This window comes from Micromonospora arida (genome assembly GCF_042873195.1).
Taxonomy (GTDB): domain Bacteria; phylum Actinomycetota; class Actinomycetes; order Mycobacteriales; family Micromonosporaceae; genus Micromonospora; species Micromonospora arida.
In genome coordinates this window covers 109,272-124,194 of record NZ_JBIALC010000001.1, presented here as the reverse complement: position 1 = coordinate 124,194, position 14,923 = coordinate 109,272, and the positions used below count along the sequence as shown (strand labels likewise).

General features: G+C 73.2%; 19 protein-coding genes and 1 pseudogene. 3 read left to right on the top strand and 17 right to left on the bottom strand.

Annotated features, from left to right (window positions below; genetic code table 11):
* Position 1: 1 nt before the first annotated feature.
* Both ACFYP0_RS00635 and ACFYP0_RS00630 read right to left on the bottom strand, forming a co-directional pair.
* Complete coding sequence (locus ACFYP0_RS00635) at positions 2-1,279, bottom strand: cupin domain-containing protein (RefSeq protein ID WP_356980037.1); 1,278 nt, start codon at positions 1,277-1,279, stop codon at positions 2-4.
* Between the two features lie 9 nt (positions 1,280-1,288).
* Positions 1,289-1,594 (bottom strand): hypothetical protein, encoded by a 306-nt coding sequence (locus ACFYP0_RS00630; RefSeq protein WP_091408405.1) that lies wholly within the window; start codon positions 1,592-1,594, stop codon positions 1,289-1,291.
* Positions 1,595-1,751: 157 nt separating this feature from the next.
* Between ACFYP0_RS00630 and ACFYP0_RS00625 the strand changes: the two genes are divergently transcribed.
* Positions 1,752-2,525 (top strand): DUF72 domain-containing protein, encoded by a 774-nt coding sequence (locus tag ACFYP0_RS00625; RefSeq protein WP_356980035.1) that lies wholly within the window; start codon positions 1,752-1,754, stop codon positions 2,523-2,525.
* A gap of 42 nt (positions 2,526-2,567) precedes the next feature.
* Here ACFYP0_RS00625 and ACFYP0_RS00620 read toward each other — a convergent pair whose 3' ends face one another.
* The 10 genes from ACFYP0_RS00620 to ACFYP0_RS00575 all read right to left on the bottom strand — a co-directional run bounded on the left by ACFYP0_RS00620 (position 2,568) and on the right by ACFYP0_RS00575 (position 8,386).
* On the bottom strand, positions 2,568-2,996 hold the full coding sequence (locus ACFYP0_RS00620; RefSeq protein WP_124854647.1) for a DUF2267 domain-containing protein: 429 nt from the start codon (positions 2,994-2,996) through the stop codon (positions 2,568-2,570).
* Positions 2,989-3,174, bottom strand: coding sequence for a hypothetical protein (locus ACFYP0_RS00615; RefSeq protein WP_356980033.1), 186 nt, complete (start codon positions 3,172-3,174; stop codon positions 2,989-2,991). The genes ACFYP0_RS00620 and ACFYP0_RS00615 overlap by 8 nt, the downstream gene beginning before the upstream one ends.
* Positions 3,175-3,285: 111 nt before the next feature.
* Entirely contained in the window at positions 3,286-4,158 is an 873-nt protein-coding gene (locus tag ACFYP0_RS00610; RefSeq protein ID WP_356980031.1) for a DUF72 domain-containing protein, read from the bottom strand.
* Between the two features lie 48 nt (positions 4,159-4,206).
* Positions 4,207-4,605 (bottom strand): TraR/DksA family transcriptional regulator, encoded by a 399-nt coding sequence (locus ACFYP0_RS00605; RefSeq protein WP_356980029.1) that lies wholly within the window; start codon positions 4,603-4,605, stop codon positions 4,207-4,209.
* A 164-nt stretch (positions 4,606-4,769) separates the two neighbouring features.
* Positions 4,770-5,432 carry a uridine kinase gene (locus ACFYP0_RS00600; protein WP_356980027.1) on the bottom strand — a complete coding sequence of 221 codons (663 nt, stop codon included), beginning with the start codon at positions 5,430-5,432 and terminating at the stop codon, positions 4,770-4,772.
* A gap of 41 nt (positions 5,433-5,473) precedes the next feature.
* Positions 5,474-6,079, bottom strand: a complete 606-nt coding sequence (locus tag ACFYP0_RS00595; protein ID WP_112587450.1) for a winged helix-turn-helix domain-containing protein — start codon at positions 6,077-6,079, stop codon at positions 5,474-5,476.
* A gap of 247 nt (positions 6,080-6,326) precedes the next feature.
* On the bottom strand, positions 6,327-6,860 hold the full coding sequence (locus tag ACFYP0_RS00590) for a winged helix-turn-helix domain-containing protein (RefSeq protein WP_124854642.1): 534 nt from the start codon (positions 6,858-6,860) through the stop codon (positions 6,327-6,329).
* 50 nt (positions 6,861-6,910) lie between these two features.
* A complete protein-coding gene (locus ACFYP0_RS00585; RefSeq protein WP_124854641.1) occupies positions 6,911-7,399 on the bottom strand; it encodes a rhodanese-like domain-containing protein in 489 nt (162 codons plus the stop codon).
* Between the two features lie 40 nt (positions 7,400-7,439).
* The gene (locus ACFYP0_RS00580; RefSeq protein ID WP_356980024.1) at positions 7,440-7,895 is read right to left on the bottom strand and encodes a cysteine dioxygenase; all 456 of its coding nucleotides are present in this window, start codon (positions 7,893-7,895) and stop codon (positions 7,440-7,442) included.
* Positions 7,896-8,008: 113 nt separating this feature from the next.
* Entirely contained in the window at positions 8,009-8,386 is a 378-nt protein-coding gene (locus ACFYP0_RS00575) for a signal peptidase I (RefSeq protein WP_124854639.1), read from the bottom strand.
* A 109-nt stretch (positions 8,387-8,495) separates the two neighbouring features.
* Between ACFYP0_RS00575 and ACFYP0_RS00570 the strand changes: the two genes are divergently transcribed.
* Both ACFYP0_RS00570 and ACFYP0_RS00565 read left to right on the top strand, forming a co-directional pair.
* Positions 8,496-8,843, top strand: coding sequence for an ankyrin repeat domain-containing protein (locus ACFYP0_RS00570; RefSeq protein WP_386994817.1), 348 nt, complete (start codon positions 8,496-8,498; stop codon positions 8,841-8,843).
* A gap of 31 nt (positions 8,844-8,874) precedes the next feature.
* Positions 8,875-9,825, top strand: coding sequence for a DUF3500 domain-containing protein (locus ACFYP0_RS00565; protein ID WP_356980020.1), 951 nt, complete (start codon positions 8,875-8,877; stop codon positions 9,823-9,825).
* 166 nt (positions 9,826-9,991) lie between these two features.
* On the opposite strand, the pseudogene ACFYP0_RS00560 reads toward ACFYP0_RS00565, so the two are convergent.
* The 5 genes and pseudogenes from ACFYP0_RS00560 to secA2 form a co-directional block, all read right to left on the bottom strand.
* Positions 9,992-10,300, bottom strand: a pseudogene (locus ACFYP0_RS00560) (class I SAM-dependent methyltransferase); the annotation flags it as partial.
* A 76-nt stretch (positions 10,301-10,376) separates the two neighbouring features.
* Positions 10,377-10,571 carry a DNA-binding protein gene (locus ACFYP0_RS00555; protein ID WP_356980018.1) on the bottom strand — a complete coding sequence of 65 codons (195 nt, stop codon included), beginning with the start codon at positions 10,569-10,571 and terminating at the stop codon, positions 10,377-10,379.
* Between the two features lie 314 nt (positions 10,572-10,885).
* Positions 10,886-11,371, bottom strand: a complete 486-nt coding sequence (locus tag ACFYP0_RS00550) for a DUF2231 domain-containing protein (protein ID WP_356980016.1) — start codon at positions 11,369-11,371, stop codon at positions 10,886-10,888.
* A 334-nt stretch (positions 11,372-11,705) separates the two neighbouring features.
* On the bottom strand, positions 11,706-12,446 hold the full coding sequence (locus tag ACFYP0_RS00545; RefSeq protein ID WP_355496572.1) for a GAF and ANTAR domain-containing protein: 741 nt from the start codon (positions 12,444-12,446) through the stop codon (positions 11,706-11,708).
* Between the two features lie 181 nt (positions 12,447-12,627).
* Entirely contained in the window at positions 12,628-14,919 is a 2,292-nt protein-coding gene (gene secA2, locus ACFYP0_RS00540; RefSeq protein ID WP_355496575.1) for an accessory Sec system translocase SecA2, read from the bottom strand.
* Between the last annotated feature and the right edge of the window lie 4 nt (positions 14,920-14,923).

Genomic DNA, 14,923 nt, shown 5'->3' with positions numbered 1-14,923 from the left:
CTCAGGCCGGGACGAGCACGGCCTCGCGGAGCAGTCGGCGGGTCAGGGTGACCCGGTCGGCGTCGTCGGGCAGGCCGGGCAGGTCACCGACCCGGGTGACCGTGCCGGTGAGCAGGGCGCGGGCGGCCGGTTCGCAGCTCGCCGGAAGGGTGATGGTGCGGTCGAAGAGGCGCAGCGCCACCATGTCCGAATCGTGCGGCACCAACTGCCAGCGCAGGCCGGGACGCAGGGCGACCCGGGAGTCGGCGTCAAGGGTGGCCAGCGCATCGGCCTGGGCGAGCGGTCGGATCGGCGCCGGACGGGCCGCCGGCCAGGCCCGCTGGCGCAGTCGCGCGGCGACCGCGCCCGGGTCGGCGCGCAGCAGCCAGTCCCGCAACGCCTCCACGGTCTCGGTCAGCTCCGGCTCGATGGCGTCCGGGTCGGCGACGTCGGTGCCGAACGGCAGGCTGGCCCGCAGCCGCTGGTCCTCGGCGGACAGCGCCAACAACTCCTCGACCAGGGCGTAGCGGGTGAGCGCGCGGATGCCCACGGTCAGGTGCAGCGAGCTGGCGTCCTGCGCCTGCGCGCTGTGCAGCCACCCCCGGGGCAGGTAGAGCGCGTCACCGGGGGCGAGCACCACGTCCAGCGCGGCCGGGCCCTGCGCGGTGGCACCGACCTCGTCGGCGCGCCCACCCCACGGCTGCTTCTCGAGCGGGTCGGGCAGCACCGGCGGGTGGATCCGCCAGTGCTTGCGGCCGTCGACCTGGAGCACGAACACGTCGTGGGTGTCGTAGTGGGTGGCGAAGCCCTGGCTGCCGGCCGGGGTCAGGTAGGCGTTGATCTGCAACGGCTGGTTGAGCGCGAGGCCCAGGTCGCGGGCGAAGTCGACGAGCGGCGGCCAGATCCGGTGCAGCCCCTGCAACACCAGGGTGGCCCCGGACGCGTACTGCTCCAGGACCCGCTCGTCGAGCACCTGGTCGCCGATCTCGGCGCCCGCCCCGCCGCCGCCGGTCCAGCGCGACGCCGCGACCAACTGGCCGTCCCTGGCGACGCGCAGGAACGGCGTACGCAGGCCGCGCCGGCTCAGCAGCTCGTCGGCGTCGGCGGGGCTGAGAAGGTCGGTGAAGCCGGCCGGGTCGGGCAGTTCGGCGGCGCGGGACAGCAGCGGGGTGTGCCCCCAGTGCGCGGCGGCGAACTTGGCCGGTTCGACCGAGACGCACCGGGCCAGCGCCGCGGTGGCCTCGGCGGACGGAACCGCCGGGCGGCCGTGGTGGCCGCCCGGCGGGTCGAGGTAGGTCATGGCGAGCCGCTACCGGGCGCTGCCGTCAGCGCCACCGTCCTGCTGGCCCGGGGTGGCACCACCGTCGGCGGGACCCTCCGCGCCGCCATCGGCGCCACCGTCGTGCTGACCGGGAGTGGCACCGCCGTCGGCGGGACCCTCCGCGCTGCCGTCGGCGCCACCGTCGTGCTGGCCCGGGGTGGCACCACCGTCGGCGGGACCCTCCGCGCCGCCATCGGCGCCACCGTCGTGCTGACCGGGGGTCGCACCGCCGTCGGCGGGACCCTCCGCACCGCCGCCGCCGGTGGTCTGCATGTCGTCATCGTTGAGTGCCATCGGTACTCCCTCGGGTGTGCCGCCCCGCCGTACGCCGGGGTCCGTCGTGCTGCGGGTGGTACCCCACGCGCGATCTTCTCTAACCCTCACCGTAGACGCCGAACCGGGGCGACACGGGCAGTTCGCGAGCGGCGGCGGAGAGTGCCAGGATGGGGTGGTGATCCTGGTGGGCACGTCCGGCTGGCAGTACCGGGACTGGCGCGGCCGCTTCTATCCGCAGGGGCTGCCGCAGCGGCTCTGGCTGGAGCACTTCGCGGCCGGGTTCGCCACGGTCGAGGTCAACAACGCCTTCTACCGGCTGCCCGAGCGGGACACCTTCGCCGCCTGGCGGGCGCGCACCCCGGCGGATTTCTGCGTGGCGGTGAAGATGAGCCGCTACCTCACCCACATCAAGCGACTGCGTGACCCGGAGGAGCCGGTGGCCCGGTTCCTCGGCCGCGCCACCGCGCTCGGTGACCGGCTCGGCCCGGTGCTGCTGCAACTGCCACCGAACCTGCGGGCGGACGTCGAGGCGCTGGACGCGACGCTGCGACTGTTCCCGGCCCAGGTGCGGGTGGCGGTCGAGCCCCGGCACCCCTCCTGGTGGACCGCCGCCACCCGTGCGGTGCTGGAGCGGCGTCGGGCCGCGCTGGTCTGGGCGGACCGGCTGGGCCGCCCGGTCGCCCCCCGTTGGCGCACCACCGACTTCGGCTACCTGCGGCTGCACGAGGGGCGGGCACGGCCGTGGCCGCGTTACGGTCGGGCCGCGCTGCGGTCCTGGGTGGGTCGGCTGACCGACGCCTTCGGCGCGGACGAGCCGTCGTACGTCTATTTCAACAACGATCCGGGCGGGGCCGCGATCGTGGACGCCGTGGCGTTCGCCGCGCTGGCCCGCCGGGCCGGGCACCCGGTGTCGCGGGTGCCCACCGCCGCCGAGGCCGCCGACGACTGAGCCCGCCCGACAACCGTCGGACGGGCTCGCGGTGTCAGGCCGTCACGGCATCATCGTGGCGAGGTCCTTGGGCATGGTGTCCTTCACGTCCTGCCACTCACCCTGGGTCACGTGGCGGCGCAGGGTGTCCAGCACCACCTGCGTCACCCGCTCCGCGCCACCCTCCGCGTCGTACGGGAAGCCCTGCCGCACCTCGTAGAGGAAGTCGTCACGGTTGAGCTTGATCGGCACGTCGGACGGCACCCAGCCGTCGAAGTAGATCCCCCGCACCAGCACCGGCAACTGCTGGGCGAACTCCACGCTCTCGTCCACCGGCAGCCGGTCGCGCAGCAGGTGCAGCACCGTGCGCAGCGCCGCGTACGACTGGTTGCGCCGTTCCTTCGGCCAGCCGTAGGCGTTCTCGATGTCCTTGAGAATGAGGTTCGTCTTGTCCAGCGAGGACTCGAACGCTGAGATCATCGAGTCAGCCATCGGTCGACCCCCGATCCATGGTGTCCCACCGTCGGTCGTCGGCGCGGCGCGGCGGCCCCGCCGGGCCACGGCGGGCCCGTACCGGGCTGCCCTGCGGGGCGCGCCGGGCGTTGTCGGCTGTGCCGACCACGTGCAGGACGGCACCACGCCGTCGATCCGTCACCACTCGAACCGTCATCCCCGTCACCTCCGTGTCGTCTCCGGCGTCGGCCGTCCTCGGGCGGCCGTACCCACCGCGTCCACCCTGCCCATGGGTGGGGTGAGTCGTCCCCACCCGGATCGGGTGAGGTCAGCCGGCGTCGAGGAGACTCGCGAGGGTCTTCGCGTTGGTCTGCGCGTAGTCCCGATAACAGTTGTTCATGAGCACGTGGGTCTGCCCGGCCTCGCCGGCCAGCTCACGCAGCTTCGGCGCCCAGTCGGCCAACTCCCGCTTGGAGTAGTGGTAGCCGAACTTCTCGTGGATGTCCTTGCTGGTCCACTTGTCGCTGTGCCCGTGGAAGCGCATGACCGCGAGGTCCGCGGTGGCGGCCAGCACCGGAGGCAGCGACGAGCGGTGGCCCTGCGGCATGTCCACGCAGACGTACGGCAGTTTGTGCTCGCGCAGGAAGGCCAGGGTCTCGTCGGCGTTGTCGCCCTCGAACCAGGAGGCGTGGCGGAACTCGTACACCGGGCGCAGCGGCGCGCAGCGCTTCGCCACCTCCAGCAGGTACTGCTTGTTGGCCCGCTTGATGGTGAACCAGGGCGGGAACTGGAACAGCAGCGCGCCCAGCTTGCCGGCCTCGACCAGCGGGTCCAGCGCGGACAGGAAGCGCGTCCACACCTCCTCGTACGACTGCGCGGGCAGGTCGTCGGGGTAGACGTTCTTCTTGTCGGTCTCCGGGCGCAGGTCCTTGTAGAGCGCGCTGACCCGGGTGGGGTGCCCGGTCAGCAGGCTGAACGCCTTGATGTTGAACGTGAAGCCGGCCGGGGTGCGTTCGGCCCACAGCCGCGCGGTCGCCTCGGCGGGCGGCGAGTAGTAGGTGGCGTCCACTTCGACCAGCGGGAACTGCCGGGCGTAGTAGGCCAGCCGCTTCTCCGGGGTGTCCGCGGTCTGCGGGTACCACCCCGAGTCCAGCAGAGTGCGGTCGGTCCAGGACGCGGTGCCCACGAGGATGTCACCCATTGGGGAAGTCCATCGCGTCGCGGACCGACCGGCAACCGCTGGGGTGGCTCAGGCCGCCCGCCGCTCGCGAGTCTGCTTGCACGTCACGCACGTGGTGGCGGACGGGAAGATTTCCAGCCGTTCCACCGGGATCGCCGCGGAGCAGCCCTCGCACCAGCCGTAGGTGCCCTCCTCGAGCCGGCCGAGGGCGTGCTCGAACTGGGCGCGGCGGTCGAGGATGGTGCGCAACAGGGACTGGGCGGTGTCCCGCTCGGCGGTCTTGGTGCCGCTGTCGGCCTGGTCGTCGCCGGCGGTGTCGCCGACCTCCACCAGCCGCAGCACCTGGCTCTGGAGCACAGCCTGGTCGTACTCCCCGGTCAGCTCGTCGTACCGCGCCTGGAGCGACTGCCGGATCTGGTCGATCTCCGTCTGGGACCGGGTCGTACCGACCGTGTCGTGGACGAGCATCGCTGCCTGCCTTTCCTGGGCCTGTGGCTCAAGGTGAACCGGGTGCCGGCGGCGCGGGGCCCCGGTCACGGTCGCTTTCGGTGCGCGGGCGATCACCCGTGCTCTGTGAGCCGGGCGAGTACCCGCCCGATTAGGCGCGCAAACCGACAAGTTCTCGGTTGTTGTCAGACGTTGCCGCCGGACTCCACGAGCGCCGGTCGGCGGGGGTCGTCGGCGCGTACCACGACGTCGGCGAAGCTCGCCGGAACGACCTCCTCGGCGTACCGGTCGAAGGCCGGCAGCGCCCACTGCAGAGCCGGTTCGGTGCGCCGGCGCAGCGCCGCCGGGGACAACTCCAGGTGGACGGTCACGTCGAAGGGCAGACCGCCGCCGAGCAGCAGCGAGCCGCTGACCAGGACGACACCGCCGGGCGCCAGGTCGACATAGCGGGCGCGGCTGGCCCGGTCGGCGTCGGCATCCCAGAGCGACGGAAGCAGCCGGCCGCTGCCGCCCGGACCGGCCGGGTCGAGCACCTCCCGGCGCAGCCCGGCCTCGTCGACCCAGGCCTCGTAGAAGGAGTCCGGGTTGCTGCGCCCCAACTCGAAGCGCAGCGACGCGGGGCGCAGGAAGTCGGTGGCGCGGACGTGCAGCACCGGGTGCCCCTGGGCGCGCAGCGGGTCGACCAGCGCCGCGGCCAGCTCGTCGACGCCGGCGGCCGGGGCGCCGTCCACGGCCACCCGCAGCCGCGCGGGCCCGGCGGCGGCGCTCGCGGCCCGGGTCGCCGCGTCGGCCAGCCGGCCGGTCAGCTCGGTGACGAGCAGGTCGGGCGAGATGGGGCGGATGCGCACCGGACCATCCTGCCCCGCGCCGGGTACGTCGGTGCCGCCGGTCAGCCGCTGCGGTCGATGGTGACCCGGGCGTCGTCGGCCAGCCGGTAGCCCACGCCGTAGACGGTGGTGACCAGCGGCACGTCCACGCCGACCTTGCCGCGCAGCCGACGCACGTGCACGTCGACGGTGCGCACGCCGGCATGCTCGTAGCCCCAGACGGCGTTGAGCAGTTGGAGCCGGGTGAACACCCTGCGCGGGTGGGCGACCAGGTGCAGCAGCAGGTCGAACTCCAGCCGGGTCAGCGGCAGCGGCTCCTCGTCGCGCAGCACCGAGCGCGACGAGGCGAGGATGTGCAGGGCGGGAATGGTCGGGCTGATCGGGCGCGCCGGCGACCGGTTGGCGGGCGCCTGGTCGGGGCGGCGTTCGGCCGGAACCGATCCGATGATCACGCCTTCGCCCCGCTCCAGCATCTCGCGGGCGGCCTCCAACAACCGGCGCGCCGCCGGGGTCAGCGACTCCTCACAGGCCAGCGGGATGGACAGCGTCACGGTGAGCACGGGCGCGGCGGTGTTCGCCGGGCGACGCTGGCCGCCGGGAGGTCGACCGGGCACCGCGGGTTGGGACGTATGCCATCCGGCGCGCGACGACGCGGGGCTGACCGACATGGTCCTCCTTGGGCTGGTCCGGGTATCTCCCCACGGCCCGGGACGCCGCTTCATCGATGTTTCCCGGCGCCTGGGCGAGGGTCAAGAGGCGGCTGCGTTGCATGAATGTGACAATTGACGAACACATCGGAGCCAGATGCTCGCTCTGCGTACGAGGCCTGATGATTACAGCAGAGTCGTCGAGATGCCCCGTTACGGGGGTCCCCGACCGGTTCACCAGGCGGTCACATCGCCGCCGGACCAGGGCTCAGCTGCTGTGATCCACGCTGATCAGGGCCTCGTCGGCCAGCCGGTAGCCGACGCCGTAGACGGTGGTGACCACCTCCGAGCCGGCCAGCTTGGCGCGCAGCCGGCGGACGTGCACGTCCACCGTCCGGGCCACCGCGTGCTCATAGCCCCAGACGCTGGAGAGCAGTTGCAGGCGGGTGAAGACCCGGCGGGGCCGTTCGGCCAGGAACAGCAGCAGCTCGTACTCGATGCGGGTCAACGCGATGATCCGGTCGCCCTGGCGGACCATCCGCGAGCCGGCCAGGATGCGGACGTGGTCCGGTGCGGCGGGCGGCGCGGCGGGGCGCGGGGCCGACGCGGGCTCCTCCACGGCACGCAGTTGGCCCTCCCCCGACTCGGCCAGCTCGCCCAGCAGCTGCACCAGGCGGGCCAGCCGGGGGCTCAGCGGCCCGGGGACGAGATCGAGGGTGATGGTCAGGGTCGGGCTGGTGCGCGCACGGGCCGGCGGGCGCACGCCGGGGTGGCGGCGCGTGGGGATGGCGACGACGGACATGATGCCTCCTGAGTGGCGGTACGCGCGCCACGCCGGGTGTGGCGTGACGGTCAGCGGCGCGCCCAGCCGGCGTTGACCGGGGACGCGAGGGGAGATGGGTGGTGCAGTGGGGTCGGGCCGAGCGCCGGCAGGCCAGCTATCCGCCAGGCCGCGAACCCACCGACCACATCGGTGGCCCGGTGCAGGCCGACGTCCTGCAACGCGGCGGCGGCCAGCGACGAGGTGTAGCCCTCCTGACAGAGGATCACCACCGGCACGTCGTAGTCGACGGCCTGCGGCAGCCGGGCCGCACAGCGTGGGTCGAAGCGCCACTCCAGCACGTTGCGTTCGACGATGAGCGAGCCCGGCACCACGCCGTGCGCGGCCCGCTGCGCGGCCGGGCGGATGTCGACCAGCAGCGCTCCGGCCCGGTACGCCAGGTGCGCCCGCTCCGGGTCCAGCCGGCGCAGCCGGGCCCGCGCGGCGGTCAGGATCTCGTCGATGCCCCTGGAGCCCGGTGGCGGCACGGGGGCGGGACAGTGCTCGGCGGTTATCTGCATTCTCGGGTCCTTCCGGTGACAGGGTTCTCGGTGGGAGCGGCTACCAGGACCGGCCGGCCTCGGCGACCTCGGCGACCCGCAGCCGCCCGTCCAGGAGGTGATAGCGGGTCATCCGCAGCAGCGCCGGCCGGTAGACGTGCACGCTGACCGCCGGCGCCGGGCCCCGGTTGGTCACCTGGTGCACGTGCCGGGGGCCGAAGCGGCGGCCCGCGCCGGCCGGCAGCAGTCGGGGGCGTAGTCGACCGGCGCCGACCGTCTCCTCGGTGAGCACGCCGCCGACCACCCGGAACGCTCCGGAGGAGCCGCCGTGGTCGTGCAGGTCGGTGCCCTGCCCGGGCAGCCAGCTCAACGCCCACACCTCGTGCTCGTCGCTGACGGCGAGGCGGGCGTACCAGCGCTCGGCGGGGTCGAAACGCAGCGCGACCGGCCAGCCGGCCGGGTCGGCCCATCCGGCGGCAACGGTGAGCAGGTCGGGCTCCGGACGGTGGTGCGTCATGGCGGTTCCTCGCGGGTCGTTCGGCGGGGTGCCCTCGTACTCTAGACGGCAAAGCCTATAGGTTTAGTAGGTAATTCCGTCTGGTGGGACGCCAGGTCAGCCGCTCGGGTGAATCAGCGCAGCACCGGCGGGTCCGCGCGGTAGCCCGGCAACGAGGGCCAGCGGACGGTCAACACCACCGACGCGCGCTCGGCGAACCACGAATGGTCCACCCCACGGGCCCACACCACGTAGTCGCCCGGCTCGGCCAGCCGTACCGTCCGGTCCGGCAACTCCACCCGGAAACACCCCTCGACGAGTACGAGCAGAGTGGTGCGCCGCTCACCGGTCGCCCAGCGGGACCGGGCCTGCCCGGGCGGATGCACGCCCCACTTCACCTCGACGTCGGTGCTGTGCCGGATCTCCCCCGGCGGCGCGAAGTGCCCGAGCAGCCAACCAGCGTTGGTGGCGCCGTCGACGCCCGCGTTGCCCACGTACACCGTCTCACCCATCGGACCCCTCCCCCAGCGCGCCGGCCGAGCAACCTATCAGGACCGGTGTGGCTAACCTGGACCGGTGACCGAGAACCTCGACGCCGAGACGCTGGCGTTCGCGCACCGGATGTTCGACCTGGCCCGAGCCGGCGCCACCGACGAGTTGGCGGCGCAGATCGACGCCGGCCTGCCGGTCAACCTCACCAACGACAAGGGCGACACGCTGCTCATCCTGGCCGCGTACCACTCTCACCCGGACACGGTGGCCGCCCTGCTCAGCCGCGGCGCCGACCACACCCGGGCCAACGACCGCGGTCAGACCGCATTGGCGGCGGCGGTCTTCCGCAGCAGCACCGAAGCGGTCCGCGCGCTCCTCGCCGCCGGCGCGGATCCGGCACACGGCAACCCGTCAGCCGTCGAGACCGCGAACTTCTTCGACCTGCCGGAGATGACCGAGCTGCTGCGCGTCGGCTGACACCGGCACGGCCGGGCGGTATACAGGGGCGGTGGAAGATCCTCTGCCCGAGCAGATGCGGGCGGCCAGCACCGCGCTGCTGACCGCCCTCGACCCCGCCGCCCGCGAGAGCGCGATGCACTCGTTCGACGACGAGGCGGCCCGACGCTGGCTGGAATACCGGCCTCGACCCCGACCGGGCGTCTGCCTCGCCGAGCTCGACGTCACCGCCCGCAAGGCCGCCCACCGGTTGCTGGCCACCGCGCTCAGCCCCTCGGCGTACGCACAGGCGATGGCGATCATCTCGCTGGAGGAGGTGCTGGACCGGGCCGAGGGCTGGCAGCGCGGGCGGCACAGCGGCGACTACTGGGTGGCCGTGTTCGGCGACCCGGCGCGCGACGACCGTTGGGCGTGGCGACTCGAAGGGCACCACCTGTCGGTGAACATGACAGTGGTGGACGGTCAGGTCTCCCCCGCGCCGATCTTCTTCGGCGCCAACCCGGCCGCGGTCCGCTACGCCGGCCGGCCGGTCTCCCGTCCACTCGGTGTCGAGGAGGACCTGGCCCGCGCCCTGCTCGACGCGCTGGGCCCGGCCGAGCGGGCCGCCGCGATCATCGCCGACGAGGCGCCAGCGGACATCATCAGCGCCACCCGCGGACGGGTCGACGCGCCGCTGGAGCCCCTCGGCGTACCGGCGGAGCGACTGGGACCGACCGGCCGCGCGCTGCTCGACCAGGTGGTCGCCCTCTACCTCGACCGGCTGCCGCCCGAACTGGCCATCCGGGAGGCGACCCGACTGGACGCCGGCCCACTGCACTTCGCCTGGGCCGGCCCGACCCACCCCGGGCGGCGGCACTACTACCGGGTGCAGGGCGACGACCTGCTGATCGAGTACGACAACACCACCGCGGACGGCAACCACGCACACACTGTGCTGCGCCGCCCCGCCAGCGACTTCGGCGCCGACGTCCTGGCAACCCACCACCACACCCACCCCCACTAACCCCGCCCCCGCCCCCCGCCCTCGCCCCGCCCTCGCCCCCGCCCCGCCGATCTTGCAGTTTCGGCGGTCGAGTTGCCCGGGTAGGCGGCTTTCGCGGGTACCGAAAGTGCAAGATCGGCGGGTCGGGGTGGCCGTCAGGGGCGGGTGGCCTCGATCAGGAAGCCGGCGCGACCGCGACCACCGACGCGCCGACCCGACGCAGGGTCCGGCGGGCAACCTCCACGTTCGGCGGCCACGCCTCGGTCGCCGTCAGCAGCCTCGGTGGACGCGGCACCTCGGCGAGCACCTCCCCGCCGCCGGTGTCCACGTCCAGCGCCGCGTCGGCCCTCGCCATCCGGTCGGTGACCAGCCGCGCGTACCCCCAGGGTGGACGCTCCTCGGTGGCCCGGCCGGCCAGTCAGCCGAAGCCCCAACCTTCGACGGGCGCGGCGGCCGCCTCCGCGATCAAGTCCTCGGCGTCACGCTCAACGGTCATGGCGGTCAACTTCGCGGCCGATCGCCCGGCCGGCAACCCATTTGCCGCCGCCCGGCCGGGGTGTCCGCGGTGGATCTCAGCCGAGGCTCAGCCCGTGCTCTTCGAGGGCGGCCTGGAGGATCCCGAGCGCCCTCGGGCCCATGCCGTGCAGCTTGGACAGGTCCGCCCGGGGAACGTCCGCGAGCTGGCGCAGCGCGGTGTAGCCGGCACCGTTCAGAGCCCTGGTGGCGGGCGTGCCGATCTTCGGAAGCGTGTCCAGAGAGGAGGTCATCCCGGGATGGTAGACCGACCAGTCGCACAGATGCCGGCCCCGCACACCAGGCCCACTTGCCGGCCGGACGGCGGGGTCGGGCGCGTCCAGCGGGTCGGGTGCGCCCCGCGAGTCGGGGGACGCGTCCAGCGGGTCGGGGACGCGTCCAGCGGGTCGGGTCACCGGGCCGGCCCGGCGGGTGGGGTCCGGTGCGCGTCCGGCGGGTCGGGTCAGCGGGCCCGCTCGGTGGGTGCGGTCAGGGCCGAGTCCAGAGGGTCCAGTAGCGGGGCCTGCTCGGCCGGTGGGGTCAGAGACGAGACCGCCGGCAGGGCGGGTCAGGGGCGGGCGATCTCGCCGGTGGAGCCAGCCAGCGCGTCGAGGCTGCCAGACTCGGCGCGGCCGCTGTCGAACTGACGCATCAGCCGGGCGCCCAGGTGCACGCCGACCCCGCCGACGGCCAACGCGACCAGTTCGGTGACCAGGATCGCGACGGACGCGCCGCGCTGCGGGGAGTGTGACCGGACCAGGCAGGTGAGCAGGAACATGGCGGCCATCACCGCGTTCACCAGGTTGAAGGCGACGGCGGTGCGGCGGGTACGGTCGCCCGGCACGTCCCACAGGTCGACCATGCCGGCCACGGCGGTCAGCGCGGCGGCGACGAGGGCGGCGACGCTGGTCCAGTAGCCGACCTCGCCGAGGAACGCGGGCCCCCCGATCACGTCGGTGAGGTCGAAGACGGTGGCGCTGACGAAGAGCCCGAGCGGAAACGTCACCAGCATCGGTTGGATCGGGTGCCCCTGCACCCGCAGCCTGCTCTGCATCGGTCCTCCCCCAGGTCGGCGCAGCTCACCTGACCAGAGTGCTACCCGGGGCCGGTCGAGGCGAAACGATGCCGCCCGACTCGCCGCCGACAGGGAGAACGGGCACCGTGGCCGCGCCCGCCGAGGCCGGACGGCCAGACCGCCGGCTGATCGACTCGAGTTTCCGGAAGTCGGGGCGTCCGCCGACCCGTGACACCGCGATTTCCAGGAACCCGAGTGGATCACACCGCCGAGGCGACCCCAGCGGCCCACGCGACCCCAGCGGCCCAGGCGACCCCAGCGGCCGACGCGGCCCCAGCGGCCGACGCGATCCACGCGGCCCTAGCGGCCGGGGTCAGTTGTCGCGTTGGCGGGAGACAGTCCGGACCAGGCGCTCGGCCACCTCGCGCAGCGGGATGTCCAGCGACGAGGCGGCCGTACGCAGCACGTCGAGGGCCTCGGCCGGCGGGCATCCGCGCTGCGTCATGATCACGCCGACGGCCTGGCCCACCACCCCGTCGTGCAGGAGTGAGGCGTCCCGTTCCCCGGCGAGGGTCATCTGCCGGCCGCGGTCGCGGACGGCGGCGAGCAGCAGACCGGCGTGTTCGGCGAGCAGCATGGCGGTCAACTGGTGTTGCGGGGTCAGCAGGTCCGGCGCGGCGGCGTACAGGTTGATCGCCCCGATGACCTGGTCGTCGATGTCGACCGGTGCGGAGATCACCCCGCGTACGCCGAGGTCGCGGGCGTGCGCCGTCCAGGCCGGCCAGCGGAGCTCACCGGTCAGGTCGGCGGCGAGGATCATCTCGCGGCGGTGGATCGCGCTCATCGCCGGTGTGTCCGGCCCGTGTCGCAGGTCGTCCAGCCCGGCCAGCCCTTCGTCGGAGGCGGCCACCCCGGCCGGCTCACCGGCCCGCAGGGCGGTGAACCCGCACCAGCGCACCCCGGCGACGGCGTCCCGGGTGACCCGGACCAGGGCCAGCAGCGCCTCATCAAAGTCGGTCAGGGCGATCAGCCCGGCGGTCAGCTCCCGCAACAGGGCGGCTGCTTCCAGCACACCGAGGGTGCGCACCACCGGTTCCCGCGTGTCGAGATTCACCGGTTCGCAGCCTCCGTGCCGTCCCGTGCCTGCCCGGTACGCATCGTCACCTGTGTCATCGTCTGCTCTCTCCCGACTCGACCGACCAGCCCTACTACCCTGGGAAACCTGGGTCGAAACGGCGTAAATCGGGGCCCCGGTCGCGCGCGGAGGCGCGGTCGGGGCCCCGACGGTCGGTACGTCAGCGCGAGGCGCCGCTGAGCCGCCGCCCGATCGACGCGATCAGACGGTCGAGCTCGGACCCGAACGGGTTGTCGTGCACCAGGTACGTCCAGGTGGCGGTGGGCCGGACCAGGGTGCCGTCGTCGGGCTGCCAGTTCTCATCGAATTCGGTCTCGGTGAAGGTGGCGATGGTGCGGGCCTCGATCTCCGGGATCAGGTCGTTGAACGCCGGCACCGCGGCCCGGTGGAACTCGTCCAGCGGGTCGAGCCGGCCCAGCGCGCGCAGGTGCACGCCCTCGCGGACCTCCGACAGCTCGGCCAGGTGCTCGGCCCAGAGCCGGTCCAGGTGGTAGAGCGCGATCGACCGGGCGGCACGGGCGAGCAGGTCCTCGTCCATCTCGCCGGCCTTCTCGGGCTCCTTCTCCAGCAGCATCACCGCGGCCACGTCGCTGGTCAGCAGCCGCTCCCGGCGCGCGGCGAGGGCCTTGCGCTGCTGCTCGATCACGACGCTGTAGCGCCAGGTGTTGCGGTGGATCTCGTGGTTGACGCCCTCGGCGACCCGCTGGGCGTGCTCCACCGCGTAGTCGACCTGCTCGTCGGTGACCAGGCCGTCGGCGTTCATCCGCGGTGAGGCCGGCACCGAGTCGGAGGCGTGCCGGACGACGAGGTCGTCCTCCAGGCTGACGAAGAAGACCGAGCCACCGGGGTCGCCCTGCCGGCCGGCCCGACCGCGCAGCTGGTCGTCCACCCGGCGGCTGTCGTGTCGGCCGCTGCCGATCACGTAGAGCCCGCCCAGCTCGGCGACCCGCTCCTGGTCGGTCTGGTCGCTGCCGCCGAGGCGGATGTCGACGCCACGGCCGGCCATCTGGGTGGACACGGTCACCGCGCCGTACGCGCCGGCCTCGGCGATGATCGCGGCCTCTTCGTCGTCGTTCTTGGCGTTCAGTACGACGCAGGGCACGCCGGCGGCGTTCAGCCCGGCGGCCAGCCCCTCGGACTCCTTGACGTCCAGGGTGCCGACCAGCACCGGCCGCCCCTTGGCGTGCCAGCGCTGGATCTCGTCGATCAGCGCCTCGTCCTTCTCCGCCCGGGTGGCGTAGATGCGGTCCGGCTCGTCCTCGCGGATGCACGGGGTGTTCGGCGGGATCACCGCGACCTCGAGGTCGAAGAACTCCCGCAGTTGGTCGCCGACCAGCACGGCGGTGGCGGTCATCCCGCAGACCTTCGGGTAGAGCGCGATGTACGCCTGCATGGCGATGGTGCCGAGCACCTCGCCCTCGGCGGTGGCGTCCAGCCCTTCCTTGGCCTCGACCGCGGCTTGGAGACCGTCCGGCCAGCGGCGGCGCTGGGCCACCCGGCCGCGCATCTCGTCGACCAGCTCGACGGAGCCGTCCCGGACGATGTAATCCACGTCACGGTGCAGCAGGGCGTGCGCGTGCAGCGCCACGTTGACCGCGGAGAGCTGCGCGACGTGCTCCTCGTCGTACAGGTCGATGCCGAGCTTGGCCTCCATGGCGGCCAGGCCGGCGGAGGTGAACGCCACGCTGCGCCCGTCCTCGGCGACCGTGTAGTGCTTGCCCTTGCGAAGGCCACGAACGAGCGCGGCGGCGGCGTGCACCGGGTCCTGCTCGCCCGGCACCGCGCCGGCCAGGACCATCGGCACCCGGGCCTCGTCGATCATGATCGAGTCGGCCTCGTCGACGATGGCGGTGGTCAACGCGGGCTGCACCCGGTCTTCCACGTCGGTGACCAGTTGGTCGCGGAGGTAGTCGAAACCCGCCTCGCTGACCGAGACGTAGGTGACGTCGCAGGCGTACGCGTCGCGCCGCTCCTGCGGGGTGGAGGCCTCGTTGACCCAGCCGACGGTGAGGCCGAGCAGGGTGTAGACCGGCTCCATCCACTGGGCGTCGCGGCGGGCCAGGTAGTCGTTGATGGTGAGCACGTGCACCGGGCCGTTGCCGAGCCGGACGTGCCCGTACGCGGCGATCGTGGCGGTCAGTGTCTTGCCCTCACCGGTGGCCATCTCGGCGACCTTGCCGGAGAGCAGCGACATCGCGCCGAGCAGCTGCACGTCGTACGGCCGCTGGTCGAGGCCACGGCGGGCGGCCTCACGGCCGACGGCGCAGATCTCCTCGTAACCGGCGGCGGCACCCGCGGCCGCGGTCAGCTCGGCGTCGTCGAGCGCGGTGAGCTCAGCCTCGCGCGCCTCGATCGCCGGGAGCAGTTTCTCCAGCGGAGCAAGATCCACGGTCGAGCCGGGGCGCTGGAGGAACCGCCGGAACTTGCTCTTGAACCGTTGCGACACACCCATGAGC

Coding starts and splice junctions, on each gene's coding strand:
- ACFYP0_RS00635 (WP_356980037.1), bottom strand. CDS start 1,279: ATGACCTACCTCGACCCGCCGGGCGGCCACCACGGCCGCCCGGCGGTT.
- ACFYP0_RS00630 (WP_091408405.1), bottom strand. CDS start 1,594: ATGGCACTCAACGATGACGACATGCAGACCACCGGCGGCGGCGGTGCG.
- ACFYP0_RS00620 (WP_124854647.1), bottom strand. CDS start 2,996: ATGGCTGACTCGATGATCTCAGCGTTCGAGTCCTCGCTGGACAAGACG.
- ACFYP0_RS00615 (WP_356980033.1), bottom strand. CDS start 3,174: ATGACGGTTCGAGTGGTGACGGATCGACGGCGTGGTGCCGTCCTGCAC.
- ACFYP0_RS00610 (WP_356980031.1), bottom strand. CDS start 4,158: ATGGGTGACATCCTCGTGGGCACCGCGTCCTGGACCGACCGCACTCTG.
- ACFYP0_RS00605 (WP_356980029.1), bottom strand. CDS start 4,605: ATGCTCGTCCACGACACGGTCGGTACGACCCGGTCCCAGACGGAGATC.
- ACFYP0_RS00595 (WP_112587450.1), bottom strand. CDS start 6,079: ATGTCGGTCAGCCCCGCGTCGTCGCGCGCCGGATGGCATACGTCCCAA.
- ACFYP0_RS00590 (WP_124854642.1), bottom strand. CDS start 6,860: ATGTCCGTCGTCGCCATCCCCACGCGCCGCCACCCCGGCGTGCGCCCG.
- ACFYP0_RS00585 (WP_124854641.1), bottom strand. CDS start 7,399: ATGCAGATAACCGCCGAGCACTGTCCCGCCCCCGTGCCGCCACCGGGC.
- ACFYP0_RS00580 (WP_356980024.1), bottom strand. CDS start 7,895: ATGACGCACCACCGTCCGGAGCCCGACCTGCTCACCGTTGCCGCCGGA.
- ACFYP0_RS00575 (WP_124854639.1), bottom strand. CDS start 8,386: ATGGGTGAGACGGTGTACGTGGGCAACGCGGGCGTCGACGGCGCCACC.
- ACFYP0_RS00570 (WP_386994817.1), top strand. CDS start 8,496: ATGTTCGACCTGGCCCGAGCCGGCGCCACCGACGAGTTGGCGGCGCAG.
- ACFYP0_RS00555 (WP_356980018.1), bottom strand. CDS start 10,571: ATGACCTCCTCTCTGGACACGCTTCCGAAGATCGGCACGCCCGCCACC.
- ACFYP0_RS00550 (WP_356980016.1), bottom strand. CDS start 11,371: ATGCAGAGCAGGCTGCGGGTGCAGGGGCACCCGATCCAACCGATGCTG.
- secA2 (WP_355496575.1), bottom strand. CDS start 14,919: ATGGGTGTGTCGCAACGGTTCAAGAGCAAGTTCCGGCGGTTCCTCCAG.